This is a genomic window from Paenibacillus sabuli, from assembly GCF_014705605.1.
GTDB classification, from domain to species: Bacteria; Bacillota; Bacilli; order Paenibacillales; family Paenibacillaceae; genus Paenibacillus_D; species Paenibacillus_D sabuli.
Genome location: NZ_JACXIZ010000031.1, coordinates 1 through 24,320, shown reverse-complemented (window position 1 = coordinate 24,320; position 24,320 = coordinate 1). Strand labels below are relative to the sequence as shown.

Below are 24,320 nucleotides of genomic sequence, written 5' to 3'. Positions count from 1 at the left end.
GTATCGTATGCATAGACGCGGTCAGCCGTCGGCCTCGCGAGCCTACGCCTTAATCTGCATAGCATCGCTGACGCCGTCCGAACACAAATTGATGGTAAGCGAAGTCAGAAAAAGAAAGATGCCCGGCACAATCGTCAGCACAGGTTTTACGAAGATCATCTGCTTAATGTTGTTGAGCATAATGCCCCATTCCGGCGTCGGCGGGTTAACGCCCAGTCCGAGGAAGCTCAGACCGGCGGCAATTACGATGCCCAGCGATATTTTCGTCGTGGCGAATACGAACACTTGCGGGAACACATTGGGCACCACCTGGTACCGGATGATCGAGAGATGGCCCGCTCCGCTCGACCTCGCCGCTTCGATGAATTCCCGCCCCCGGATGCGCTTGACTGCCGTCTCCGTCACCCGGGCAACTGGCGGGATGAAGACGATCGTAATGGCGATAATGATGTTCGTCATGCCTTGTCCAAGCGCTGCGGAGATGCCCAGGGACAGGATGACCGCAGGGAACGCATAGAAGATATCGAGCGTTCGCATGATAACCGTGTTCAACCACCCCCCAAAATATCCCGCAGCCAGTCCAAGCGTGCCGCCGATCAATGAGGAGACGACGACCGGCACGAATCCCGCGAGCAGCGTTAACCGTCCCCCGTATAAAATGCGGGTCAGCATGTCGCGTCCTTGTTCGTCCGTCCCGAGGAGATGACCGGATGCGCCAACCGGCTGCAGCCGGTTGGCGATATTGCCCTGATAGGGATCGTATGGCGTCAGCACGCCGGCAAACGTCGTCGCCAAAACAATCCCGACGAGAAAGACAAACGACGGAAACGCGACTTTGTTTTTCACAAACGCCCGAAGCGCCTTCCGGTATGGACTGTCTTCCTTGAACGCCCCCGGCGATGCCATGGCATCCAGATTCGCTTCCACTCGCTCTTCCCCCTTTTGTCCCGGTTATACGCGCTGCACTTTCGGATCGATCAGCGCGTGCAGGGCGTCAACGATAATATTCAAGACAACGAAGAAGATGGAGATAACCAGAATACCCGCCTGAATAATCGGATAATCCCGCTGTGTGATCCCCTGGTAGATCAGATGCCCAAGTCCCGGCCAGGAGAATACGGTCTCGACCAGCACCGATCCGCCCAGCAAATTGCCGAATTGCAACCCGGCCACCGTCAAAATCGGTGGCGTCGCATTTTTCATGACATGCAACAGAATCGTGATCGGGCGCGCGCCCTTCGCCCGCAACGTCAGGACAAATTCCTGATTTAATAACTCATACACGTTGCTACGCACCATCCGCGTCATCGTCCCGAGTGTGACCATGCCGGCAGCAACCGCTGGCAATACGAGATGTGCCAGCACGTCGAGGAAGCCGCCGCCCCCCATCGACGTCATGCCCATCGGAGGCAGCCAGCCCAGCATGATGCCGAATACCCCCATCAGGATGAGGCCACCCCAGAAGTTCGGCACGCTGATTCCGCAGATGGCAAGCATGTTGCCAAGCGAAGCAACCCACGAATTCGGTCGGTACGCTGCGTACACACCCAGCAGCACCGCGAAGAAAAAGGAGAAAAGCGATGAGGCGAGCGCGAGCAGCATGCTGTTGGCCAGCGCCTCGCCCATCAATTCATTGATCGAATACTTTTTGATAATGGATTGACCGAAATCCCCTTGCACCACCTTCCCGAGCCAGTTCATATACTGCAGAAGCAACGGCCGGTCAAGTCCCAGGTCACGAATCATGTTCTCCTTCGCTTCCTGCGATGCCTCCGGGGGCAGCAATGCATCGACCGGGTTCCCTGGAACGATCTGAATGAGCATGAATACGACAAAGGATACGCCCAGCAGTGTGGGAATCATGTAGACGATACGGCGCAACAAGAAATTCAGCATATCGCTCTCCTCCCGATGCGTCTTTCCTTCTGTCGCATCATTCCACCCATACGGTATCCAGATCAATAAACCAGTTCTGTGCCATTACAACACCTTTTACATTCGATGCAACCACACGCAAATTGAGATCATGTACGACGAACAGCCACGGCGCATCATCGGTAACGATACTATTGAGTTCCTTCATCAGTGGAATGAATTCTTCCTCCGACGCTACCTGTACTTCGCGGAGCAGTTCGTCAACCCGCTGATTATCGTACAGTCCTTTGTTGTTGCCTGCCGGCGGTACCGAGGTGCTCGCGAAATTGCGATCGAAGGCATGCATCGGCGCATAGGACCCCGTTGAGACCATGACGCCGCCCACGTTCTCACCGGGCGGGAATCCTGGCCGGTAGGTCTGGATCAACGCCCCCCATTCCATCACTTCAACCTCGACATCAATGCCGACCTCCGCCAGATTCTGCTGCAAAAATTCAATCATCGGCAACGGCCACATATTGCCGGACCCGCTGCTGGGCACGACGAACACCGTCTCAAAGCCATCGGGATAACCGGCTTCCGCCAACAGCTCTTTCGCTTTCTCCGGATCATAGGAATAGGTTGTACCGTCTTCTGAATACCAGTCATGACCTTCATACATGAACTGCACCGCAGGATTCGCAGCGCCGCCCAGCAGATCATTCGCCATGCCATCGCGGTCGATCGCGTAATTGGCCGCTTGGCGGACCAGCTTGTTGTCCCACGGTTCAACCTGAAGGTTCAGTATGATCGGCCACATATGCGGATAGTTGTTCAATAATACCTGGAAGCCCTCCTGACGCAGCATCTCCATCGATTCCGGCGGCGGCACCTCGGCCCAGTTGACCTCACCGGTCTGCAAGGCGGCAAGCCGCGAGCTCGCCTCCGGCATCGGCCGCAGGATAAGCTGATCCAGCTTGGGAACCTCGCCCCAGTATTCGGTATTGGGCTCCAGGATCATATTGACGCCTTGCTCCATGCTGACGAATCGAAATGGACCCGTGCCAACCGGATGCTGGATATAGCCATCATTGCCATAGGTCTTCACCGCATCCGGGCTGGCAAACCTCACCCACGTCAAATCCCAGTGAAGCAACGCATAGGGCTCCTTCATATGAATGGCGAGCGTATAATCGTCGATCTTTTCATACGAATCGATCTTCTTCGTGTAGGTTGCGATTGCGCCGCCAAGCGAAGCGCTATACCACTCTGACTCCTGATTCAATATACGATCCAGCCCGAAGACCGCCGCATCGGCATTCCAGTCGGTGCCGTCATGGAACTTGACGCCCTCTCGCAGATGGAACGTCCACGTCATCATATCCTCCGATATGTCCCAGGACTCTGCCAGTCCCGGCCGGGGCACCGACGTCGCATCATCGCGCGACAAGTCCCAGCGCACAAGCCCGTCGTAGAGCTGATAGGTCACGAATCGCCGACCTTCCGAGCCTTCTGTCGGCACAATGTCGGGAAGCGGGACATTCCCCGCCGTCATCGCAACAACCAGCGTGCCACCCCTGCCATCCGTTCCGCCTTCATCGCTTCGGGTTTGCGTGCCGGACGCCGTCGTTGACGTTTCATCCCCAGCATTCGCACCGGCAGGCGTCGTCTCTTCGCCGGCTTGACAGGCCTGCAGCAACAGCATCAACACAGCAACAAGAACAAACCTGAACGTACCCGTTTTTGTAGACGTCAACATTACATTCTCTCCCCCTCGACGGATCATTGGCGGACCAATTGGGCCAACGCTTGACCATCCTCAGTCTTGTAGCATGCTGTCATGTGTCCCCCTGCGAGCTGCGTATGCGGCGGCATCTCCTTTCTGCAACGCTCGGTCGCATACCGACAACGCGAAGCAAAGGCGCAGCCCCCGGGCATTGCAGTAATTGCCGGCGGTTGTCCGGGGATCACCTGCAGTCGACCGCGCTTTCCTTTTTGCGGCGTCGCCGCAATCAGCCCTTGCGTATACGGATGGGCCGGGGCTCCCAACACCTGCTTCGCATCCCCATATTCCACCACTTTGCCTGCATACATGACCGCGATCTCATCCGCCATCTCGACGGCCACGCCAATATCATGCGTGACAAGTATCATCGTCATGCCGTATTCGCGCTGAATTTGCTTGAAGAGCGACAGAATCTGCGCCTGAATCGTCACGTCCAGCGCGGTGGTCGGTTCATCTGCTAACAAGATGTCCGGTGTGTTGGATAATGCCATTGCGATGACGGAGCGCTGCCGCATGCCGCCGCTCATCTCGTGCGGATACGATCGGGTGCGAGCAGCCGGCGACGGAATACCGACCTCGCCGAACAGCCGGATGACCTGGTCCCTGATCGTAGTTTTCGGGAACCGGCGGTGCTCCCGAATATTTTCGCCGACCTGCTCGCCGACCCGGAACAGCGGGTCCATCGCGGACAAGGAGTCCTGAAACACCATGGAAATCCAATTGCCCCGGAGGCGTCTCATCTCCGCTTCGCTTTTGTCAAGCACATTGTCGCCATTGTACGTAATGGACCCGCTCAAATGCGCCCCGCGCGGCAGCACACGCATAATTGAGCGAAGCATCACGCTTTTTCCAGACCCCGACTCACCAAGCACCACGAGTGTCTTGCCCTTCTTGACCTCTAACGAGACCCCCCGAACGGCGGGAACCTTCTGTCCCCGAATGGTGAACTCCGTCACCAGCTCGTCGATTTTCAGCACCGGTGCGCTCATGGACCCCTCACCTCATTCCTTGTATTGACAATCGGTTATACCGTCGCAACTTCCGCCTGAATGCCGTCCAAGTCCACCGACTCCTGGAAGGCGTATGCGACCTGCAGCAACAGGTCGTCGCGAAAATGCGGCGCGATCACTTGCATGCCGATCGGCAAGCCGTCGGATTTGGCGCAGGGTACGCTGATGGCCGGATGGCCGGTATAGTTAAAAGATGCGGTATTGCGCGAGTGCGCCTCGCCGGCACGGTACAAAATCTGCTCAATCGCTTCGCCGGAAGTGCTTGCCTGTCTGTACTTCGGCGCCTTCGTCGGCTTCGTCGGACAGACCAGCACGTCAACCTCCTCGAACGCGGCATCGTAAGCCCGCTTCACCGTCTTGCGGACGTTCTGCGCCTTCGCATACAACCTGCCATGGTAGCGGTCTTGCATGTATTGCGCCAATGTCATGCGCATCTTCACCGTCATCGGCCATTCATGACCGTGGCTCTGCTTGAACCTTCCAATGGTCGTAATGAGCGAGGTTGGATACCATGTTGCAGCGAAGGCTCCGCCAAAATTCGTATCAAACAGATACTTCGATCCTTCAAGACCGAGCGGCAAACCCATCAGATGGGCGTCCGTATGCATCGGCACAGATATTTTCTTCACCTGCGCCCCCGCTGCCCGCAGCACGTCGACGCCGGCAAGCACCGCCTCCTCCACGTCCTTCTCCATGCCGTCAAAGCCAAACCCCTCGACCAGGATGCCCACGCGCAGTCCCTTCACACCCTTCGCAAGCGCAGAGGTATAGTCCGGCAAGTCCGGCAGATTGGCCTGTCGCGGATCATAGCCGTCCGCACCCGCCACACATTCCAGCACAGTCGCGACATCTTCAACCCGCTTGGCCATCGGGCCAAGATAATCGAGGCTCGGGTCGGAGCCGATGACGCCCGTATGCGGGATCAGGCCAAATGTCGGCTTGAGACCAACGACGCCGCAGTAATGCGCCGGTGCGCGGACCGAGCCGCCTTGGTCGCCGCCGATCGCAATATCGACATACCCGCCGGCGACCGCCGCCCCCGAGCCCGATGACGAGCCGCCGCTCACATGTTCCGGGCGATGAGGGTTCTTGACCCGACCGAAATCGCCAGTTCCGGCAAGTCCCGGCCCATTCGAGAAATCGACCAGGTTGAGTTTCCCTGTAATTGTTGCACCCGCGTCAAGCAACCGGGTCACGACTGTCGCATCGAAATCGGGAACATAGCCTTCCATAAAATGCGATCCGAAGGTCAGCGGAACGCCCGCTACCGCGGTGTGGTCTTTGAGTGCGACAGTCCTGCCTTTCAGCGGTCCATCTTCTGCTCCCTCCACACGACACTTGCGGATAAACGCATTGAGCGGGTCCTCCTCCTCTGTCGGACGATAGCCGGGATCGCGATGCAGATGCCGCAGCGGCAACCGCTCTTCCTCAATGCGCAGCTCATAAAACTGGTCAAGCGCCGCAAGGGAACTGACCATTCGTTCCCGCGCAATCTCGGCTTCGGTCTCCGTAAAATCAAAACCAAGCGCTCGGCCGAGTTGCATGACTTCCTCAAGATCCGGATTTCTCAGCATGTGTCCTCTCCCTCTCTTTGTATGTTCATTTTGATGACATAAAAATATCACATTATTCAGAATAGTAAGAAATAGAAAAAAACAATGGCTCATTTTTGCGAAATATATGTTAAAATAATGTCATCCTCATGTTTTCAAGGATTCAACATGTCATATATTCAGACACCGTTCTCTGCCTGCTAGTCAGGTTTTCCATTCGACATTCATGGATTGTTAGGAGGAGGATTGGTTGTGGATTGGCTGGATATTCATTCTTTTGTCACCGTTGCGCGTACGCAAAGCATATCCAAGGCATCCCGTCTGCTTCACCTGACTCAGCCTTCGCTCACCGCCAGGCTAAAGAAAATTGAAGCGGAGTACAACGTTCCTCTTTTCGAACGCAACTGGAAGGGCGTAACGCTCACGTCCCGCGGCCAACAGTTCCTTTTCCACGCGCTGAAACTGCTGGAGGAGTATAACGCGCTGTCCGTCCGGCTGCGCGTGGCCGAGCCCGAAACGACGCACAATCTGAGAATCGGCGTCTCCCGTCCGCTGGGCTCCTCGTTCATTTCCCCCGCGCTGCAAATGTTCAAACACCGTTATCCGGAGCTGGATTACCAGGTCATTTCCGAAAAATCGAACTATTTGCTGGAGATGATCGCGATCAATCAGCTTCATTTCGGCATCTTCCCTTATACGAGGGATCTGCCGAACATCAGCTCCATCCCGCTGTTCGAGGAACAGCTTGTGTTGTTGGCGCCCAAGCAGGATACGCGGCTGAAGGAGCTGGAAGAGGATGAATGGCGCGGGTATTTACTATCGAAGACCTTCTTTCTCCACCCGCACACCGAGACGCTACGCCGCACCGTGGAGCCGGTTCTGCACGACATGCTCGGCCGTCTTCCCGAGCGCATCATTGAGACGAACGACACGTATCCGATGCTCAGCTTTATCGCTAACGGCCTGGGCTATACGCTGCTGCCCGCTTCCTATATCTATCAAGCCTTCCAATTAGCCAAGCCCAAACCCGAAGACGCGCCCCGCACCTTTACACTCGCCGAGCACGAATCCGTGCCGTTTCATATTTACCTGTCCCGAAGCTTGCCGCGTCATATGATCTATCTCGTGCATCGTAACGATCTGCTGCTTGAGCACTTGCGGCTCAGCCGAATCGTCGAGGATATCCGGGACACCTATGGCGAGGCCGTCTTTTGCGCGGAACAAGGCGAAACGGGCAAGCCTCCTTTGACGGCGCAGCCCGTTTCGTTCCGAGAAATGTAGAAAAGCATAGGCGATATCCTATACGTTCTATCATTAAAAAAAACAAGGTACAATCCCGGATATGAAGGATTGTACCTGATTCGCATGCATGTCTTGTCTTCGGCTTCTCCGCCCGGCCTGCAGGTCGTGTCGGCCGCTACAGCGTACGCTCGCCCGCCGGCTGATTCCTCGCACCGTCCGGCACCCAGCACGTGAAGACGCTGCCACGACCGGGCTCGCTCTCGACCGAAATACCGCCGCCCATCAGACGGCAAAAGCGCTGACTGATTGCCAGTCCGAGCCCGGTCCCGCCATATTTGCGCGTCGTCGACGGATCGGCCTGGGTGAAGGGCTGGAACAGCTTGTCCAACTGCTCTGGCGTCATGCCGATGCCGGTATCGGATACGACAAAAGCGACGCCCTCCCGCTCCTGCCGGCGCTGACGCAGGGCAACCAGCCTGACCTCGCCGTCCCGTGTGAACTTCGCCGCGTTGCCAAGCACATTGATCAGCACCTGACGCAGCTTGACGCCGTCGACGCGGATGACGAGCTCGAGCGGCTCGATCTTGAGCGTATTGCCGCCGGCTTGCATGAGCGGCTCGACCGCTCCGACCGCCTCGGCCAGCAGATGCGATACCCTGCAATCGCCATACTCCAGCTCGACCTTGCCCGCCTCGATCTTGGAGATGTCGAGAATGTCGTTGATGAGCGCGAGCAGATGCTTGCCTGCTTGCTCGATTTTGCCCAGATCGCTCACGAAGCTCTGCTCCCCCATGTCCTCCGCTTCCTCCATCAGGAGCTCACTGTAGCCGATGATCGCGTTGAGCGGAGTGCGCAGCTCATGGCTCATGTTGGCCAGGAACTGACTTTTGGTCATGCTGGCCTTGATCGCTTCGTCATGCGCTTTTTCCAGCTGAGCGGTGCGTTCCATGACGAGCTGCTCCAGATTCTCGTTGAGCCGCCGCAGCTCTTCGTTGACGGCGACAATCTCCCGCGATTTGGCGGCGATGGTCGAATCCTTGTAGGAGAAGCGCTTGGAGATATAGACGCCGAGCAGCGACATCGCCAGCGTCACCAGCGTGCCGGCCGAGATGAAGGAAGCCAGCCATTTCTGATCCAGTACCATGCCTGTGGCCGCGCTGCCCGTCTCTTCGTGGTAGAAGCGGGCCGCCGCCATCCCGGTATAGTGCATTCCCGCCACGGCCGCGCCCATGATGAGGCCGCTGCCGAGCTTTTTCCATCCGCCGCCGCGCGTGCTGTCCTGCCGGAAGTAGAAGGCCAGCCAGAGCGCGCTCACCGACGCCACCAGCGCGATGAGGATCGACAATGCAAAATAAAACGGATCGTAGCGAATGCCGATCATCATCGCTTCCATGCCGATGTAGTGCATCGCCGAGATGCCCGCCGCCAGCAGCAGCCCGCCACCGATCAGCTGCGCCAGCGTCAGCCGATTGCGGCCGACGACATAGAGCGCGACAAAGGACGCCGCGATCGCGACCACGACCGACAGCACAACCGTCGATACGTCGTATGCAACCGGTACCGGCAACGTAAATGCCAGCATGCCGACAAAATGCATGGACCAGATGCCCAGGCCCATTGCAATGGCGCCAAAGCTCAGCCACGCCCAGCGGCTGCGGCCGCTGGTCGCGCTGATGCGCCCGGTCAGATCGAGTACGGTATACGACGCCGCCACTGCTACGACATAGGAAAACAGGATCAAGACCGTGTCGTAAGTTCCGTGTATATGATGATGTTCCATGGCAATTCCTCATTTTCAAATGGCATGTCTTGCCGCACGGGCATTCGAATTGATCATACCATGAAATGGACGGGAGCCGCAGCGCATTTTTTGGCGCGCTCGCAGCGCAGGCGCGAGCATTCCGATTAGCCCGACTGCCCGCTCTCCAGCGCGCGCATGTATTGTACGTATTGCGGCAGCGCCGTCTCCGGCTCTGCAATCTCCGGATGCCACTTCTTCTCCCACTCCAGTGTGTACCAGCCATCATAGCCCGTCTCCCGCAGCAGCTCGAACATACGCCGCAGCGGCACGTCGCCCTCGCCCAGCAGGCAATAGTGATGACCATGCTTCGTATCCGGCGCAGGGACGGAGTCCTTCCAATGTGTATAGGCGATCCGGGGCGCCAGCGCCGCCAGCGTGTCCTCCGGCTGTTCGCCGTGCATGCGATACGGGTGGTGAACGTCCCATAGCACGGCCGTGTCGCCGGCGTCCGCAAGCGCCATCAATGGCTCCACATCCTCGTGCCGCGTCCAATCGTCATGCGTCTCCAGCAGCAGCGTGACGCCGTATGGCCGAGCCAGCGCGCTTAGCTCGCGCAGGTGCTCCGCCGCCGCCGCGCATGCGTCCGCGCGTTCGGCAGCGCCGATGGCGCCGCCGAACACCCGGATGTAGGGCGTGCCGAAGAATTCGCACAGCTGCGCATAAGCAGTGATTTCCCGCACGTTGGCCGCGCGCTTGTCTCCATCTGCGACGAGCGTCACCGAGCTCGAGAAGCAGGAGACGACCAGTCCCGCCTCCTCCAGCCGCCGCTTGGTCGACGCCCGCTCCGGCCCGAAGGCAGGCAGCGTATACACCGCCATCACGCCCTGGCAGCCGCGCATGTCGATGCCGTCGTACCCGTAAGCGGCAGCCCGCTCGATAATCTGATCGATCGGCCAGTCGGGACAGCCGAGCGTCGAGAATGACAGCTTAATGCCCGTGGTTTCCAATTCAATTGCATTTCCCAATGGTTTCGCCTCCTCTTCCCCCTAACATTCGCGTTAATTGAAGCGTTTTCCTCCCGCTTAAAAGTTATCGTCCGCAATTAGCTGCTCTACCCGCTCACTTGGCGCAATCGGGAAGAAATGCCGTCTCCGAAGGTATGCTATAGTAGACGTATGCCGGATGAGACGCGGACCAGCGGCTCCACATGCGAATCGTCCGACAGAGGGGAGCGATACAATTGGCCAACCAGCCCGCACCATCCGAATTGATCGTCACGTGCCCGGCCGGCTGCGACAACGCGCCGCGCAAGGCCGTGCTCAAAGCGTTCAATGTGGCGTTCGCCAGCGGCGACGCCGAAGCGCTCGTGGAACAAGTTGCCGATGATATCGTCTGGCAAGTCGTCGGCGAAGGCACCGTCGCGGGGCGCGCCGGCTTCGCCGAGCGCGTCAACGAAATGGCGTATGTGCGCGCAGTCGAGCTCCACCTGCATACGATCATCACGCACGGCCCCACCGCCTCCGCCAACGGCCTGCTCGTCTTTCCGGACGGTACGCGGTATGCATTTTGCGACGTCTATCAATTCACGAGCGCGGCCAAGCAAGGCAAGATCAAGCGCATCGACTCGTATGTGATCGGGCTTGCGGCAGAAGACCGAGAAGACAAATAAGCACCCGCCGCGCGCGCAGCAATACGGCGCCGGGGTGCTTGCGGGAGGATCGGCCGCGCCAGGCGCGTCGGTGCGTTCGACGGGCCGCGCCTGGCGCATGTCACGTTCGCCGCTTGCCGATATGGCCGATCAGTTGTCTCGTTTTTGATGCTGCAGATGCTGCAGATACGCATCCAATTGCTCGAACCGGCTCTCCCACATGCCGCGGAAGCGGTCCAGCCAGGCGTCCATCTCCTGCAGCGGCTCGGCGCGCAGCTTGTAGATGCGTCGATTCGCATCCGGCCGCACTTCTACGATCCGGGCTTCGCTGAGCACCTTGAGATGCTTCGAGGCCTGGGGCTGGCGGAGCTCCAGCCGGTCGGCAATCTCGCCGACCGTGAGCGGACCGTCCAGCAGCAGCTCGACCATGTGCAAGCGGTTCGGTTCAGCAAGGGCGCTCAACGTTGCGGTATTCATGACGTCCCCTCCGATCTTGTATATTCCTTATATAGAATATATACCTCGCCCGGAACGAAGTCAACGGCTTCGGCTTGCCCGAGCTTCCGGTTTGGGGGCCGTCCGACGATCAGACCTCTTCGTTTGAAGTGAGCCATTCAAGCGCAGGGGCGATTTTGACCCACAAAGGTCCCGTGCTTGCAACGTAGGCGATCGCTTCATTTTCATCCCCGAATCCGATGACTTCCGGCAAGTCTTGCGGCAGTGGCTTTCGACTGACCAAATAGTCGGGCACGTGCGCGTTTGTATTTTTGGCCGCACGAAATTTCATCTTGAAGGTCGACGTTGGGCCGTTTTTTAAGTATTCCAGCCATGCTCCACTATAAGCAAACGCGGCGGTAATATCGTCGTTGTAATCGGCGATCAGTTGTTCCGTTTCTGCAAGCCGATCGGTCGCCATGTAAACGTTCAACAGCGTATAGCGCATGCCCTGGTTATCATTGGGGTTAAGCTCAAGCATTTCTTCGAGATGACCAATGGCGTCCTCGAATTGCCCGCCTGCGAGCAGCAAGTCGACATACTCCTGCATCGTTTCCATTCCATAATTCTTTGCCCGACCTGCTCGACGTCGTGCTCCGCATCCACCCAGCCGCCTCCGATGTGCTCACGCAAAAAGTATATGATTTCCTGATAGCGTTTGGAAATCGCAGATCCGGACACGCCGTATTTGGCCGCCAATTCACTCTGGGTGATGCCGAAGTCGTAGGATTCGCTTATCAAATACTCAGCCGCAGCATACAAAACGGCCGGTTTGCGGATCACCGGCTGCAGCTCGTTGAAATACGAATTTAAAAAGGTCACGAGTTGCATGAGATAAGGCGCCTCGTACTCGCTTTTTAATTGGTCCACGGCCTTCGCGGCCATTATTGACGCAAGGTGAAACGGCGAGAGCGCGCCATTTATGACGAAGCCGTTTTTTTTTCATTTTTCGTTTGTTTGCGGCAAAAAAAGGCGCTCCCGAGCCTCCGTCCGTCAGGACGGCGATTCGGGAGCGCCTTAGGAAAGGGACGCGCTTAAATCAGCCGCGATAAACCTCACGACAAACCTACTGCATTGGGGCTTGCAGATCCGCAATCGCGGCGTCCAGGTCGCCGTCGCCGGCGAGCCACGCCAGCAAGGCATAAGCCGCGGCCTGTGCCCCACTGCGAATACGTAATGGTCACGTCCTCCTCTACTGCCGGCTCCTCCGCCGCATTCCCGTTGCCGCCCGCGTATACCATATGGACCAGCCTTCACCTTCACTTCAAATTGGCTACTCGTAAGATTGAAGGCCGACCTCCGGCAGGATCTGACGCAGGTCGGTCTCTTCGCGTCGTCCGCGGCTAGGATGCACCGGGTACGAGCACGCGCACGAGCACATACCCGAGCGCGCCCAGCAGCACCGATCCGATCCCGGCGGCGATGGCGACCCGTAGCCCAAGGCGCCGGAATTGGCCGAACTGCACGCCCAGACCCAACCCGGCCATCGCCGCGGCCAGCCCCACATAAGCGGCTTGCAATGCAAGTGCGGTCCAGGCTGCCGGAATCCACCCTGCCGTGTTCGCCCCGCTCATCACGAGGAAGCCCGCGATGAACCACGGCACCGGCAGCCGCCGCTTGCGTCCGCGGGTAGCCGCACGGCCTCCGTACTCCGGGCTGCGCCTGTCTTCCGGCATGCGGCGACTGTCGCGGCGCGCTGCCCATAGGCCAAGGCCGAGCGCGACCGGCACGAGCAATGCGACCCGAGTCAACTTGACGAGCAGCGCCGCCTCGATGGCGGATTGTCCGCCCGCCGCAGCGCCGGCCAGCGCATGCGCCACCTCGTGCAGCGAGCCCCCGGTCAGCATGCCGTAGCCATCCGGCGTCAATCCCAATACGGGGTACAACCCCGTATAGAGCAAGGTGAAGCCCGTGCCGAGCAGGGCTACGACAGCTGCTGCCGCGGCGGTCTCGTCGCGGCTCGCGCGCAGCTGCGGCGCGATCGCCACGACCGCCGCCGCGCCGCAGATCGCCGTGCCGCAGGCGGTCAGCAGACTGAGATTGTCGCCGACGCCGAGCCGCTTGGCCAGAACGTACACAGCCGCCAGCGCGAATGCGAGCTGCAGGACGGCGAGCACCAGCACATGCGGTCCGGCGCGCACAATATCGCCCAGATCGAGCCTCAGGCCGAGCAGGATAATGCCGGCGCGCAACAACTTTTGGCTGGAGAATACAATGCCTGCCCCGGCCGTCTCCGGCAAGCGTGCCAGACTGCGGTAGCCGATGCCGAGCAAGAGCGCCAGCACGAGCGGCCCCAGCACACTCAGCAGCGGCAAGCGCGCGAGCAGGGTCGCCGCCCCTGCCAGCGCGACAGTGATGCCGACTCCCGGCAGCAGCTGTGCGACTGCTAGCTTGATGCGTGGCCCGATGCGACGCTGTTCGTGCTTGTCGTTCAGCTGTTCATGCTTATCGTTTGTTTGTATAGGCGTATGCATCGCCATTCACTCCTTGCCGTGTGCCGCCCTAGCTGTCGGTCACGCTGCCGAGGGACATTCAGTGACGGGCATGGCCTCCTTCGGGCATCGCCGCTCTTCGCGCAGGGCTTACTGCACGGGCGGCATTCCCGGACGGCATGACTCGCGTTGGCCTCCCTCATGCATGGCTTCCCTACGCATGGCTCCCTTTACGCACTGCATCCTTCGCGCACGACATTCCTCGCGAACACCGTCCTTCTATGTATTCAAGCGTACGCTACGACGGTGCAAAAGTGAAATTCGAAATTGCTATCCTTTTCATAACGAATCCTTATACACCCGGAGTTCATGCTTAGAGCTAAAAAAAACGCGACACTCTGCGGACCGCAGTAGCGGCGCTCGCAAAGGTATCACGTCTATCTTGAAACGTCCATCTGTATTTAAGCTTGATCTACAACCGTTACTAAAATTCACAGCAAGAATCGGCCGATGCCAAAGACGGAGTGACATAAGTGGCTGCCGTGCGCCAGCGCCTTTGCGCCGAAAGCGCGGACGAAGGAGGCTGCTCGGGCGAGCAACTATAACGGACACCAGCGACACTTAGCGGGCATTCCCGCCACCTAAGCGGCCCATAACCCCGGCTAAGCGTCGCTCTTGACCGTTACACCGGGTAGGGAGACAAAAAACGGCGCTAAGCGTCTCCCTTGTCCATTACAACCTGGTTGCCCTGCATCCTTGGATCCGCTAACGGACGGAGGCAGGCCGTCTGAACGCATACCCACCCGTACTCGGCGTGCATTAGCTAAAGGAAGCAAGCAGCAACCTGCAAGGGTTGCAACTCATAACATTACAACTGCATCCGCTGCAGCCGCAGCGCATTGAGCACGACCGAGACCGAGCTGAGCGCCATGGCAGCGCCGGCCACCCACGGGGCCAGCAGACCGATGGCCGCGATCGGAATACCGAGCGAATTGTAGGCAAGCGCCCAGAACAAATTCTGCCGAATATTGCCCATCGTACGCCGGCTCATCGCGATGGCGTCCGGAATGCTGCGCAGATCGCCGCGCATCAGCGTGATATCCGCCGCCTCGATGGCGACGTCGGTGCCGGTGCCGATCGCCATGCCGATGTCGGCGGCCGCCAGCGCCGGCGCGTCGTTGATGCCGTCGCCGACCATCGCGACCTTGCGGCCCTGCTCCTGCAGCTTGCGCACCTCGGCCGCCTTGCCCTCGGGCAGCACCTCCGCCAGCACCTCGCCGATGCCCGCCTCGTCCGCAATCGCCCGCGCCGTGCGGCCATTGTCGCCGGTCATCATGACGACCTCGATGCCCATCTCCTCGAGCCGCCGGACCGCCTCGCGCGAGGTCGGCTTGATCGTGTCGGCGACGGCGACAAGGCCGGCGTATACGCCGTCGACTGCGACCGGCATCGCCGTCTTGCCTTGCGCCTCAAGCTCGGACAGCCGTGCCTGAGCCTCGCCGAGCGCGATGCCGCGACGCTCCATCAGGCGGCGCGTGCCTGCCAGCACCTCGCGGCCGCCAACGACGGCGCGGATGCCGTAGCCGGGCAGACTCTCGAATTCATCCGGCTCAGGCAGCGCAATGCCGCGGGCCCGGATGCCGCTTACGATCGCCTCGGCCAGCGGATGCTCCGAGCGGCGCTCCGCCGCGCCCAGCAGCGCCATCAGCTCCGCTTCGTCCTCCGCCCCCGCCGCCTCCGCGTCGGTCAGCTCGGGCCGGCCGCTCGTCACGGTGCCGGTCTTGTCCAGCACGACCGTGTCGATCCGATGCGTACGCTCCAGATGCTCGCCGCCCTTGAACAGCACGCCGAGCTCGGCGGCGCGGCCGGAGCCCGCCATGATCGAGGTCGGCGTCGCCAGGCCGAGCGCGCACGGACAGGCGATGACGAGGATCGCGATCGCTTTCTCCAGCGCGCCGGCCAAGTCGCCCGGCTCGACCGCGAAGTACCAGACGAGCAGCGCGGCAGCGGACAGCGCGACCACGATCGGCACGAAGATGCCGGATAGGGTATCGGCGATGCGCTGGATCGGCGCCTTGGACCCCTGCGCCTCCTCGACGACGCGAATGATTTGGGCGAGCGCCGTCTCTTCTCCGACCCGCGTGGCGCGAATCGTCATACTGCCTTGCTTGTTCACAGTCGCGCCAACGACCGCGTCGCCGGGCGCCTTGTCCACCGGCAGACTCTCGCCGGTCAGCATCGATTCGTCAACAGCCGAACGTCCCTCCAACACTTCGCCGTCGACCGGGATCTTCTCACCCGGACGCACGATCACCCGGTCCCCGATCGCAACCTCTTCCACCGGCACGGTCAGCTCTGCGCCATCGCGAACGACGAGCGCCGTCCGGGCGCGCAGACCCATCAGCGTCTTGATCGCTTCCGAGGTCCGTCCCTTGGCCAGCGCCTCGAGCAGCTTGCCGAGGATGACGAGCGTGATCAGCACCGCACTCGTCTCGAAATAGAGCGGCGGCGCGTGCATGCCTCCGCCGCTCTGGAGCCAGCGGACAGTCAGGTACAGGCTGTAGCCGTAAGCCGCCGAGGTCCCGAGCGCTACGAGGACGTCCATGTTGGCGCTCTTGTTGCGCAGCGCCTTGTAGGCGCCGACATAGAACGGCCATCCGATATAGAGTTGCACCGGCGTCGCCAGCGCGAGCTGGAACAGCGGGTTCATGAGCCAAGACGGCGTCCAGATCCAGGCGGTGAAGGAGAAATGACTCGCCATAGCCCACAGCAACGGCAGCGACAACGCCGCCGCGAGCAGCAGCTTGCGTTTTTGCCGGGTGATCTCGGCTTGCCGCAGCTGCCCCCGCTCCTCCGCCGACTGCTTCAGCGCAGCCTGATAACCGAGCTTCTCTACTCGTGCGAGCATATCCTCCACGGCGACCTTGCCGGGATCGTAGGTGACCCGGGCCGTCTCCGCGGCAAAGTTGACCGCCGCCGAAGCGACGCCGGGCATGCGGTTCAAGCCTTTTTCGATCCGAGTCGCGCAGGCCGCGCACGTCATGCCCTGTAACTGAAGATCGGCGGTTTGGCCGGTCGCTTTTTTCGCAGCAGTTGTCGCTTCCATGTTGCTCACTCCTTCATGCCGAGCAGGCTAACATCTGAATAAGAGGCGGGAGTATACATGAAATCCCACACGCCCTATTCTCTCAAGATGAAGTCGGCTTTATCCTTGAACATAGTATACCCCCCTACTGTATAATTGTCCAGTTCGGATGATTCCTGTCCTAGCCTCGCAGAGAAAGGAGTCGAGGAGCATGAAGGTAGTGGATTTCAAAAAAAGTTTGACAAAATCCTCACTCACCTGTATGGTTAGTTACATAAGTAATTAACCAGTTTGGTGGTGAACACATGCATGAGCTTTTTAATTGACGACGACCGTCCGATTTTTGCACAGATCGCCGCTCGCATCGAGAATGATATTCTCGAAGGCATACTTCCCGAGGAATCGCAGGTGCCTTCGACGAATCAATTCGCAGCGTACTACAAAATCAATCCGGCGACGGCGGCGAAGGGCGTCAATTTGCTGGTCGATCAAGGCATTCTATACAAAAAGCGAGGGATCGGCATGTTCGTGGCATCCGGCGCGCGGGCCGTATTGATGGAGACGCGCAAGCAGCAATTTTATGAACAGTACGTGGTGACAATGGTGCAGGAAGCCAAAAAGCTAGGCATCACCTTTCCCCAGCTCACCGAAATGATCGAGAAAGGAGCAACTGAATAATGCGTACTATTGTAGAGGTGCGAGAAGTAAGCAAGCGTTACAAAGATAACATGGCCGTGGATCGCGTCAGCTTCACACTCGAGGAGGGCAAAATCTATGGCATGCTCGGGCGAAACGGCGCCGGCAAAACGACGATCATGCAACTGCTGACCGCGCAGGCAATCCCGAGCGACGGCGAGATCCGATTGTTCGGCGAGGCGCCGTATGAGAACGCCCGCGTACTCGGTCAAGTCTGCTTCATCAAGGAAAGCCAGAAATATCCGGATAACTTCAAGGTAGCCGACGCCTTGGCCGTAGCCGCCATGTTTTTTCCGAATTGGGACGCATCGTACGCGGAAGCGCTGCGCCAGCAGTACAATCTGCCCGAGCGCAGGCAGATCAAGAAGCTATCCCGCGGCATGCTGAGCGCGGTCGGCATCATCATCGGCCTCGCCAGCCGCGCGCCGCTGACGATCTTCGACGAGCCATACCTCGGCCTGGATGCGGTAGCGCGCCGCATGTTCTACGATCAGCTCATGGCCGATTATATCGAGCACCCGCGTACGGTCGTGCTCTCCACCCATTTGATCGACGAGGTGAGCCGCTTGCTCGAGCATGTTCTCGTCATCGACCGCGGACGCATTCTCATCAATGAAGAAGCCGAGTCGCTGCGCCAGCAGGCCTTTGCCGTAGCCGGTCCGATGAACAAGGTCGAGACCTTCGCGCAAGGAATGAAGGTCATCCAGCGCGATCCGCTCGGTGCCCTGCTGACAGCGACCGTGCTCGGTTCGCTCGGACCGGAGCAGCGCCACCGCGCAGAGGAGCTTGGCCTTGAATTCGCACCCGTCTCGCTGCAAGAGCTGATCGTACAATTGACCAAGAATCAATCCGAGGGAAAGGCGGCCGAACGCGTATGAATCGAACGACACGTATCATGCAGATGCATTTGCGCGACAAGTGGAGCTGGTTTTTGATCCCGTCCATGATTGTCGGCATCAGCTTTTCAATCAATCTCCTGATTAGTCTGTTCATGACTGAGCCGCTCTACACCGGCGGGATCGCTTCGGTCTTCGTCTACATTTTTGTCATCGGCATCCTCGTCGTGCCGCAGACCTTCCCGCTCGCGATTGGTCTGGGCACGACAAGGGGCGACTATTATCGCGGGACCGCGCTGACCGGGCTGGCCTTTGGCGCAATGACCGCGATCGTCCTGCTGGCGCTCGGCTGGCTGGAGCGACTGACTGACGCGTGGGGTACCGATTTTCACTTCTTCGCCTTGCCTTACGTCGCCGAAGGCAATGCTCTGGCTGTGGTCGCCCAGTACTTCCTGATCTATATGTTCCTGTTTTTTTGGGGCATGTTCATCGCCAGTACATTCCGCCGCTTCGGCGTGAAGAGTCTGCTCTACTCCCTGCTGATCGCGATCGTGGTCGGCACGGTCGCCGGATTCCTGGCCTTGCGCTTCGCCTGGTGGGAAGCGATCTTCGAATGGTTCGCGACCCACTCGCTGCTGGTCGTGTCGCTGTGGACCCTTCCGCTGACGCTCGTCCTCGCCATAGCCGCCTATGGCATGCTGCGCAAGTCGGTCGTCTGAGTCTCTGTTGGCGCTTCGCCTCCGATGTCGGCGCGGCCGACAAGACAAAAAAGCGCCCCTCCGAATCGTTCCGGAAGGGCGCTTGGCACGCTTGGAAGCCAAGACTTGATCAAAAGTCAAATACGAAGTCCTCGTCGCGCAGCGCCTCGACATGCGTGGTGCGGATGTAGCCGTTGCCTTTCTTCGAGAAAAAATCATGCTGCTTCGTATGGGTGCGGATGCCGTTGAACACGATCGGGTTGATCTCTTCGTCCGGGAAGGCCGGCTCGAGTCCGAGATTCATCATCGCCTTGTTGCCATTGTAGCGCACGAACCGCTTCACCTCATCCGCTAATTCAACCGCCGCATACAGCTCTTCGCTGTAGGCTTCCTCGATCGCATGCAGATCGCGCAGCAGCCGCTGCAGCTCTTCCAGCGCCGATTCCCGCTCACGCTCGGTCAGCCGCCCCAGCACCTCCTGGGCGAGCAGCCCGACATACAACCCGTGGATGCTCTCGTCGCGCAGGATCAGATCGATGATCTCGCCGCTGCTCGTCATCTTGCCCTGACCGGCCAGATAGAGCGGATAGAAGAACCCGCTGTAGAACAGGTAGCTCTCCAGCAGCACCGACGCCGCCATCGCCAGATAGAGCTCGCGGTCGGTGCGAATGTCTTCGTAATAGCCAGTGATGAGCGCGGCCTTGCGCTGCAGCAGCGGATGATCCTCCACCCATCGGAAAATGTCGTCGATCTCGCGGCTCGTCGCCAGCGTCGTGAAGATGCTGCTGTACGACTTGGCGTGAATCTGCTCCATCATGCCCATGAAGCCGAGCACGGCCTTGCGCTGCAGGCCGTCCACATGGCCGAGAATCTGCGGCATGCCGACGCCGCCCTGTACCGTGTCGAGCAGCGTCAGCCCGCCCAGTACCTTCATATATAATGCCTGCTCCGCCGGGCTGAGCGTCAGCCAGGACATCTTGTCGTCGGAGAGCGGTATCTCTTCGTCGGTCCAGAACTGCATGATGTTCTGATTCCAGATCATCGCCGTATACTCATCGTCGGGGCGGTTCCAGTTCACCGCGCGCAGCGGCGCTTGCCGTTCCCCGTCCGCTCGTTGTCCGCTATCCATCGTCACGTATCCGTAACCTCCTTGATTGTCTCGCTCCTGCAATATGCCGGGCTCGCGTCGCCTTTGCCTGAATTGACGATTCGGAAGTTCATCGCCGATCGCGCCGCCGCTGCCGTCCTAGACGTGTGGTGAAAAAGTAAAGCCGCCGTGCCCGAAATACGTTTCCGACCGCCGTTCCTCTCCAATTTCTTGAAATTGAAACCCTTCAGGGGTAAAAATCGGGGAGCAAGAGGTCGGACGCTTCGCTTCTCCACCGCAATTTCGGTCACTCTGGCAACTTTTTCACCATGCTTCTAAACGGAGCAGCTCAGGCATTCCTCCACGGTGAGCTTGTTGGTGCGTGTATAATAGAGCGACTTCAGCCCCTTGCGGGCCGCGTAGATATAGTAACGCGCCAGCTCGCGCGTGCTGACGTCGCTATTGACATGCAGCACGGTGGAGATGCCCTGGTCGACATGCTCCTGAATGGCGGCAATCAGATCGATCACCTTGAACTGATTCATGTGATAGGCCGACTTGTAATAGAACAGATTGTCCCGCGACAAGTATGGCATCGGGTAGTACGTCGTCGAATTGGCATAGGTGCGGGTCTCGATCGGCTGTACGATCGGCATGACGCTGGAAGTCGCATTCTGCACATAGGAGATGCTCTGCGTCGGCGCGATCGCGAGCCGGTAGGCGTGGTACAGGCCGTGCTCGGCCACCTGCGCCTGCAGCTGCCGCCAGTCGTCCGGCGACGGCAGGTCGATGCCGGCGAACAGCTCGCGCGCCCGCTCGTCGGCCGGTCGGTAATCCCGCTCGATATACTTGGCGAAGTAGACTCCGCTCGCATAGTCCGAGCGCTCGAAGCCGGCGAAGGCCTCGCCGCGCTCGCGGGCGATCTCCATGCTCATCTCCAGCGTGTAGTAGTTGATCGCCATGAAAAAAGCGCCCGCAAACGCCTTGGCCGTGTCGCTCTCGTAGGCCACCTTGTACTTTGCCAGGAAGCCATGCAGATTCATCGCGCCCAGTCCGACCGAATGCAGCTCGCGGTTCGCCTTGGCGACGCCCGGCGCATTGGCAATCTCGGTCATGTCGCTCACCGCCGTCAAGGCCAGGATACCCTCGCGCGCCGAATCGCGCAGCCGCCGCCCCTCCATCACGTTGACGATGTTGAGCGAGGCCAGATTGCAGCTGATGTCGCGGCGGATCGTGTCCGGCTCGTGATAGTCGCCGATCTCCGACGTCTCCTGCAGCTGGAAGATCTCGGTGCACAGATTCGACATCTTCACCGAGCCGAGCGCGCCGAGCGCGTGCTGCCGGTTGGCGTTCGACTTGTTCATGATGTACGGATAGCCGGACTCCAGTTGAATCATGGCGATCTTCACGAGCATATCGCGCGCCGGCATGAGCGCCTTCTTGCGGATGCGCCCGTCCGCGACCAATTGGTCGTACATCTCGTCCAGATCGAGATCGTCGAGATGGCGGCCGTAGGCGCGATGCACCGAGTGCGGTCCGAAGACGTACAACTGCTCGCCGCGCTCGGCCAGTTCGTAGAACTTCGACGGAATGATCAGCCCGATCGAGAGCGTCTTGAGCCGGCTTTTCTCGTCGGCGTTGATCTTTTTGCTGTCGAGCAGCTCCATGACGTCCCAGCCGAAGATGTTGTAGTACGCCGCGCCCGAGCCCTTGCGCTGACCCATCTGATCGGCGTAGGAGAAGGCGTCCTCCATCAGCTTGAGCACCGGCATGATGCCCTTGGCCGCACCCTCGACGTCCTTGATCGGCTCGCCGCGCCCGCGCAGCTTGGACAGATTGACCGCGACGCCGCCGCCGACCTTGGAGAGCTGCATGCAGGTGCCGAGCACGTAGTTGATCGCATTGAGCGAATCGTCCGCCTCGAGCAGGAAGCAGGACACCATTTCGCCGCGCCGGCTCTTGCCGGCATTGAGGAAGGTCGGCGTGGCCGGCTGCAGCCGCTGCTCCATCATCGCCGAGGTCAGCGACCGCGCCAGCTCTGCCTGCCCGCGCGCCAGATGCAGCGCCACGATCGCGACGCGGTCGGCGTAATGCTCCAGGATGTACGCACGGTCGTTGCTGCGCACGGCGTAGTCGTTGTAGAACTTGGAGGCCGCCATGTAGGAGCGGAATCGGAAGTCGTAGCTGTGCGCGTGCCGGCACACCGCCTCGACCTCAGCCTCGGTGTAGCGGGCGTACACATTCTCGTAGTAATCCTCGGCGATCATGTAGCGCATGCGCTCGGTATGCGTCGGGAAGGAGACGGTTCGCGCGGCGACGTCGTCCATGAAGGCCTCGACCGCCTCCAGATCCATATCCAGACGGAAGAAGCCTTCCTGATCGGGCTTCATCAGCTCGTTGTTCAACTCAATGTACCGCAATTGCATCCATCTCCTTCACGAATTGATCGACGTCCCGCGCCGTGCCGGACATCTCGAACTTGCTGATGACGGGGACGCCGTATAGCCGCGCGATGTGGTCAGCGCTGCGGGCGAAGTTGTCTCCCCAGTTGCGATTGCCGCTCGCCGATACCCCGGTCAGACGGCCGTGGTTGCGGATCAGGAACGCCAGCACGCTGGCGGGCGGCTGGCCGAAGCCGGTCGTGTACGTGACGAGCACGAACGGCTCGTCGACGGTCATCGACTCGTCCAGCTTGACGCAGCGCAGGTTCAGCTTGTCGATGAAGCGCGCCACGTTGCCGGTTTTGGAATCATATACGATCAGCATCCATCTGTTCACTCCTTGCGACGACGCTTGTCTGTTAATTGGATAGAAGTTTGGGTAGAAGCTCGGGTAGAAGTTTGCCGTATAAACTTGCTTATGTACCAAGCTGAAGATTGGTAAGAACCTGACTTCTTGTATCTTAGTAAAGGCTTGGCCAAGTAGCTTAGTTAAGACTTGACTATGCTTCCAGCTTGACGCGATCAAACACCCCTAGTTACCCAAAAGTGTTCCGTGTGAATCACAATAATAAATTCACAATCACAATATATAGTGCGGCTCATTTAATTTATATCAATATGTTGACTTCCGTCAAGCATCATTTGTCCCAGCGACAAAAAAATCGGACGCGGCCCCGCGCAGGCCGCGGCCCGTAAGCTTTCGCAAAAAAAGAAATGAGCCGCATGCGGCTCAAGTCCTAATGTGGGAAGACGAACCTTGGCGTGCCTTCCTCGTAATGCGTCCGGTTTCGCTCTGCTCCCCGGCCGCGCGCGCCTGCAGCCGCCATTTTGGCGGCTAGTCGCTCTGCTCCCCGGGCGTGCGCGCCTATAGCCGCCATTTTGGCGGCTACTCGCTCTGCTCCCCGGGCGCGCACGCCTGTAGCCGCCATTTTGGCGGCTAGTCGCTCGCTCTCCCCGGGCGCGCACGCCTGCAGCCGCCATTTTGGCGGCTGCTCGCTCTGCTCCCCGGGCGCGCACGCCTGTAGCCGCCATTTTGGCGGCTAGTCGCTCGCTCCCCCCGGCCGCGCACGCCTGCAGCCGCCATTTTGGCGGCTATTCGCTCGCTCCCCCGGGCGCGCACGCCTGTAGCCGCCATTTTGGCGGCTAGTCGCTCGCTCCCCCGGGCGCGCACGCCTGTAGCCGCCATTTTGGCGGCTACTCGCTCTGCTCCCCGGCCGTGCACGCCTGTAGCCGCCATTTTGGCGGCTACTCGCTCTGCTCCCCCGGGCGTGCACGCCTGTAGCCGCCATTTTGGCGGCTATTCGCTCTGCTCCCCCCGGGCGCGCATGCCTTGCAGCCGCCATTTTGGCGGCTATTCGCTCTGCTCCCCGGCCGCGTACGCCTGCAGCCGACATTTTGGCGGCTATTCGCTCTGCTCCCCGGGCGTGCACGCCTGCAGCCGCCATTTTGGCGGCTACTCGCTCGCTCCCCCGGGCGCGCACGCCTGTAGCCGACATTTTGGCGGCTATTCGCTCGCTCCCCCCGGGCGTGCACGCCTGTAGCCGCCATTTTGGCGGCTAGTCGCTCTGCTCCCCGGGCGCGCACGCCTGCAGCCGTCATTTTGGCGGCTAGTCGCTCTGCTCCCCGGGCGCGCACGCCTGTAGCCGCCATTTTGGCGGCTAGTCGCTCTGCTCCCCGGGCGCGCACGCCTGCAGCCGCCATTTTGGCGGCTACTCA

At 59.8% G+C, this 24,320-nt stretch carries 19 protein-coding genes; 5 read left to right on the top strand and 14 right to left on the bottom strand.

What is annotated here, in order from left to right:
• Window positions 1-42 precede the first annotated feature (42 nt).
• The 5 genes from IDH44_RS17720 to IDH44_RS17700 are packed head-to-tail and all read right to left on the bottom strand — an operon-like array spanning window position 43 to window position 6,224.
• The gene (locus IDH44_RS17720; protein ID WP_190920006.1) at window positions 43-927 is read right to left on the bottom strand and encodes an ABC transporter permease; all 885 of its coding nucleotides are present in this window, start codon (window positions 925-927) and stop codon (window positions 43-45) included.
• Window positions 928-951: 24 nt separating this feature from the next.
• The gene (locus IDH44_RS17715; protein WP_190920004.1) at window positions 952-1,896 is read right to left on the bottom strand and encodes an ABC transporter permease; all 945 of its coding nucleotides are present in this window, start codon (window positions 1,894-1,896) and stop codon (window positions 952-954) included.
• A gap of 37 nt (window positions 1,897-1,933) precedes the next feature.
• Window positions 1,934-3,613, bottom strand: coding sequence for an ABC transporter substrate-binding protein (locus IDH44_RS17710; RefSeq protein WP_190920003.1), 1,680 nt, complete (start codon window positions 3,611-3,613; stop codon window positions 1,934-1,936).
• 23 nt (window positions 3,614-3,636) lie between these two features.
• Window positions 3,637-4,629: an ABC transporter ATP-binding protein gene (locus IDH44_RS17705; RefSeq protein WP_190920001.1), complete on the bottom strand. Its 993-nt coding sequence runs from the start codon at window positions 4,627-4,629 to the stop codon at window positions 3,637-3,639.
• Window positions 4,630-4,664: 35 nt separating this feature from the next.
• A complete protein-coding gene (locus IDH44_RS17700; protein WP_190919999.1) occupies window positions 4,665-6,224 on the bottom strand; it encodes an amidase in 1,560 nt (519 codons plus the stop codon).
• Window positions 6,225-6,455: 231 nt separating this feature from the next.
• Here IDH44_RS17700 and IDH44_RS17695 point away from each other — a divergent pair, with 231 nt between their 5' ends.
• Window positions 6,456-7,484: a LysR family transcriptional regulator gene (locus IDH44_RS17695; protein WP_190919997.1), complete on the top strand. Its 1,029-nt coding sequence runs from the start codon at window positions 6,456-6,458 to the stop codon at window positions 7,482-7,484.
• A gap of 136 nt (window positions 7,485-7,620) precedes the next feature.
• On the opposite strand, the gene IDH44_RS17690 is transcribed toward IDH44_RS17695, so the two are convergent.
• Together IDH44_RS17690 and IDH44_RS17685 are read right to left on the bottom strand one after the other, a co-directional pair.
• Complete coding sequence (locus IDH44_RS17690; RefSeq protein ID WP_190919995.1) at window positions 7,621-9,225, bottom strand: MHYT domain-containing protein; 1,605 nt, start codon at window positions 9,223-9,225, stop codon at window positions 7,621-7,623.
• 125 nt (window positions 9,226-9,350) lie between these two features.
• Window positions 9,351-10,211: a sugar phosphate isomerase/epimerase family protein gene (locus IDH44_RS17685; protein ID WP_223869788.1), complete on the bottom strand. Its 861-nt coding sequence runs from the start codon at window positions 10,209-10,211 to the stop codon at window positions 9,351-9,353.
• 215 nt (window positions 10,212-10,426) lie between these two features.
• Here IDH44_RS17685 and IDH44_RS17680 point away from each other — a divergent pair, with 215 nt between their 5' ends.
• Window positions 10,427-10,855 carry a nuclear transport factor 2 family protein gene (locus tag IDH44_RS17680; protein ID WP_190919992.1) on the top strand — a complete coding sequence of 143 codons (429 nt, stop codon included), beginning with the start codon at window positions 10,427-10,429 and terminating at the stop codon, window positions 10,853-10,855.
• Between the two features lie 129 nt (window positions 10,856-10,984).
• Here the strand turns inward: IDH44_RS17680 and IDH44_RS17675 are convergent, their stop codons facing one another.
• The 4 genes from IDH44_RS17675 to IDH44_RS17660 form a co-directional block, all read right to left on the bottom strand.
• Window positions 10,985-11,311: an ArsR/SmtB family transcription factor gene (locus IDH44_RS17675; protein WP_190919990.1), complete on the bottom strand. Its 327-nt coding sequence runs from the start codon at window positions 11,309-11,311 to the stop codon at window positions 10,985-10,987.
• A 109-nt stretch (window positions 11,312-11,420) separates the two neighbouring features.
• Window positions 11,421-11,888: a tetratricopeptide repeat protein gene (locus tag IDH44_RS17670; RefSeq protein WP_190919989.1), complete on the bottom strand. Its 468-nt coding sequence runs from the start codon at window positions 11,886-11,888 to the stop codon at window positions 11,421-11,423.
• Between the two features lie 784 nt (window positions 11,889-12,672).
• Complete coding sequence (locus IDH44_RS17665; RefSeq protein WP_190919987.1) at window positions 12,673-13,803, bottom strand: YeiH family protein; 1,131 nt, start codon at window positions 13,801-13,803, stop codon at window positions 12,673-12,675.
• An 826-nt stretch (window positions 13,804-14,629) separates the two neighbouring features.
• Entirely contained in the window at window positions 14,630-16,867 is a 2,238-nt protein-coding gene (locus tag IDH44_RS17660) for a heavy metal translocating P-type ATPase (RefSeq protein WP_190919985.1), read from the bottom strand.
• Between the two features lie 288 nt (window positions 16,868-17,155).
• On the opposite strand from IDH44_RS17660, the gene IDH44_RS17655 reads away from it, so the two are divergent.
• From IDH44_RS17655 to IDH44_RS17645, 3 genes are read left to right on the top strand one after another with little or no spacing between them, the layout of a single operon-like run.
• Complete coding sequence (locus IDH44_RS17655) at window positions 17,156-17,524, top strand: GntR family transcriptional regulator (RefSeq protein WP_190919983.1); 369 nt, start codon at window positions 17,156-17,158, stop codon at window positions 17,522-17,524.
• Window positions 17,524-18,420, top strand: a complete 897-nt coding sequence (locus tag IDH44_RS17650) for an ABC transporter ATP-binding protein (protein ID WP_190919981.1) — start codon at window positions 17,524-17,526, stop codon at window positions 18,418-18,420. Before IDH44_RS17655 ends, IDH44_RS17650 begins: the two co-directional genes overlap by 1 nt.
• Window positions 18,417-19,097 carry a hypothetical protein gene (locus IDH44_RS17645; protein ID WP_190919979.1) on the top strand — a complete coding sequence of 227 codons (681 nt, stop codon included), beginning with the start codon at window positions 18,417-18,419 and terminating at the stop codon, window positions 19,095-19,097. The genes IDH44_RS17650 and IDH44_RS17645 overlap by 4 nt, the downstream gene beginning before the upstream one ends.
• A 109-nt stretch (window positions 19,098-19,206) precedes the next feature.
• Here IDH44_RS17645 and nrdF read toward each other — a convergent pair whose 3' ends face one another.
• The 3 genes from nrdF to nrdI form a co-directional block, all read right to left on the bottom strand.
• Window positions 19,207-20,205, bottom strand: coding sequence for a class 1b ribonucleoside-diphosphate reductase subunit beta (gene nrdF / locus IDH44_RS17640; RefSeq protein WP_190920017.1), 999 nt, complete (start codon window positions 20,203-20,205; stop codon window positions 19,207-19,209).
• 293 nt (window positions 20,206-20,498) lie between these two features.
• Window positions 20,499-22,583 carry a class 1b ribonucleoside-diphosphate reductase subunit alpha gene (gene nrdE, locus IDH44_RS17635; protein WP_190919977.1) on the bottom strand — a complete coding sequence of 695 codons (2,085 nt, stop codon included), beginning with the start codon at window positions 22,581-22,583 and terminating at the stop codon, window positions 20,499-20,501.
• The gene (gene nrdI / locus IDH44_RS17630) at window positions 22,570-22,929 is read right to left on the bottom strand and encodes a class Ib ribonucleoside-diphosphate reductase assembly flavoprotein NrdI (protein ID WP_190919975.1); all 360 of its coding nucleotides are present in this window, start codon (window positions 22,927-22,929) and stop codon (window positions 22,570-22,572) included. The genes nrdE and nrdI overlap by 14 nt, the downstream gene beginning before the upstream one ends.
• Window positions 22,930-24,320 lie beyond the last annotated feature (1,391 nt).

What these genes read in the sequence shown, in the direction of transcription:
- IDH44_RS17715 (WP_190920004.1), bottom strand. Translation starts at nt 1,896, where the DNA reads ATGCTGAATTTCTTGTTGCGCCGTATCGTCTACATGATTCCCACACTG.
- IDH44_RS17710 (WP_190920003.1), bottom strand. Translation starts at nt 3,613, where the DNA reads ATGTTGACGTCTACAAAAACGGGTACGTTCAGGTTTGTTCTTGTTGCT.
- IDH44_RS17705 (WP_190920001.1), bottom strand. Translation starts at nt 4,629, where the DNA reads ATGAGCGCACCGGTGCTGAAAATCGACGAGCTGGTGACGGAGTTCACC.
- IDH44_RS17700 (WP_190919999.1), bottom strand. Translation starts at nt 6,224, where the DNA reads ATGCTGAGAAATCCGGATCTTGAGGAAGTCATGCAACTCGGCCGAGCG.
- IDH44_RS17690 (WP_190919995.1), bottom strand. Translation starts at nt 9,225, where the DNA reads ATGGAACATCATCATATACACGGAACTTACGACACGGTCTTGATCCTG.
- IDH44_RS17675 (WP_190919990.1), bottom strand. Translation starts at nt 11,311, where the DNA reads ATGAATACCGCAACGTTGAGCGCCCTTGCTGAACCGAACCGCTTGCAC.
- IDH44_RS17670 (WP_190919989.1), bottom strand. Translation starts at nt 11,888, where the DNA reads ATGGAAACGATGCAGGAGTATGTCGACTTGCTGCTCGCAGGCGGGCAA.
- IDH44_RS17665 (WP_190919987.1), bottom strand. Translation starts at nt 13,803, where the DNA reads ATGCATACGCCTATACAAACAAACGATAAGCATGAACAGCTGAACGAC.
- IDH44_RS17660 (WP_190919985.1), bottom strand. Translation starts at nt 16,867, where the DNA reads ATGGAAGCGACAACTGCTGCGAAAAAAGCGACCGGCCAAACCGCCGAT.
- IDH44_RS17655 (WP_190919983.1), top strand. Translation starts at nt 17,156, where the DNA reads ATGAGCTTTTTAATTGACGACGACCGTCCGATTTTTGCACAGATCGCC.
- IDH44_RS17650 (WP_190919981.1), top strand. Translation starts at nt 17,524, where the DNA reads ATGCGTACTATTGTAGAGGTGCGAGAAGTAAGCAAGCGTTACAAAGAT.
- IDH44_RS17645 (WP_190919979.1), top strand. Translation starts at nt 18,417, where the DNA reads ATGAATCGAACGACACGTATCATGCAGATGCATTTGCGCGACAAGTGG.
- nrdF (WP_190920017.1), bottom strand. Translation starts at nt 20,205, where the DNA reads ATGGATAGCGGACAACGAGCGGACGGGGAACGGCAAGCGCCGCTGCGC.
- nrdI (WP_190919975.1), bottom strand. Translation starts at nt 22,929, where the DNA reads ATGCTGATCGTATATGATTCCAAAACCGGCAACGTGGCGCGCTTCATC.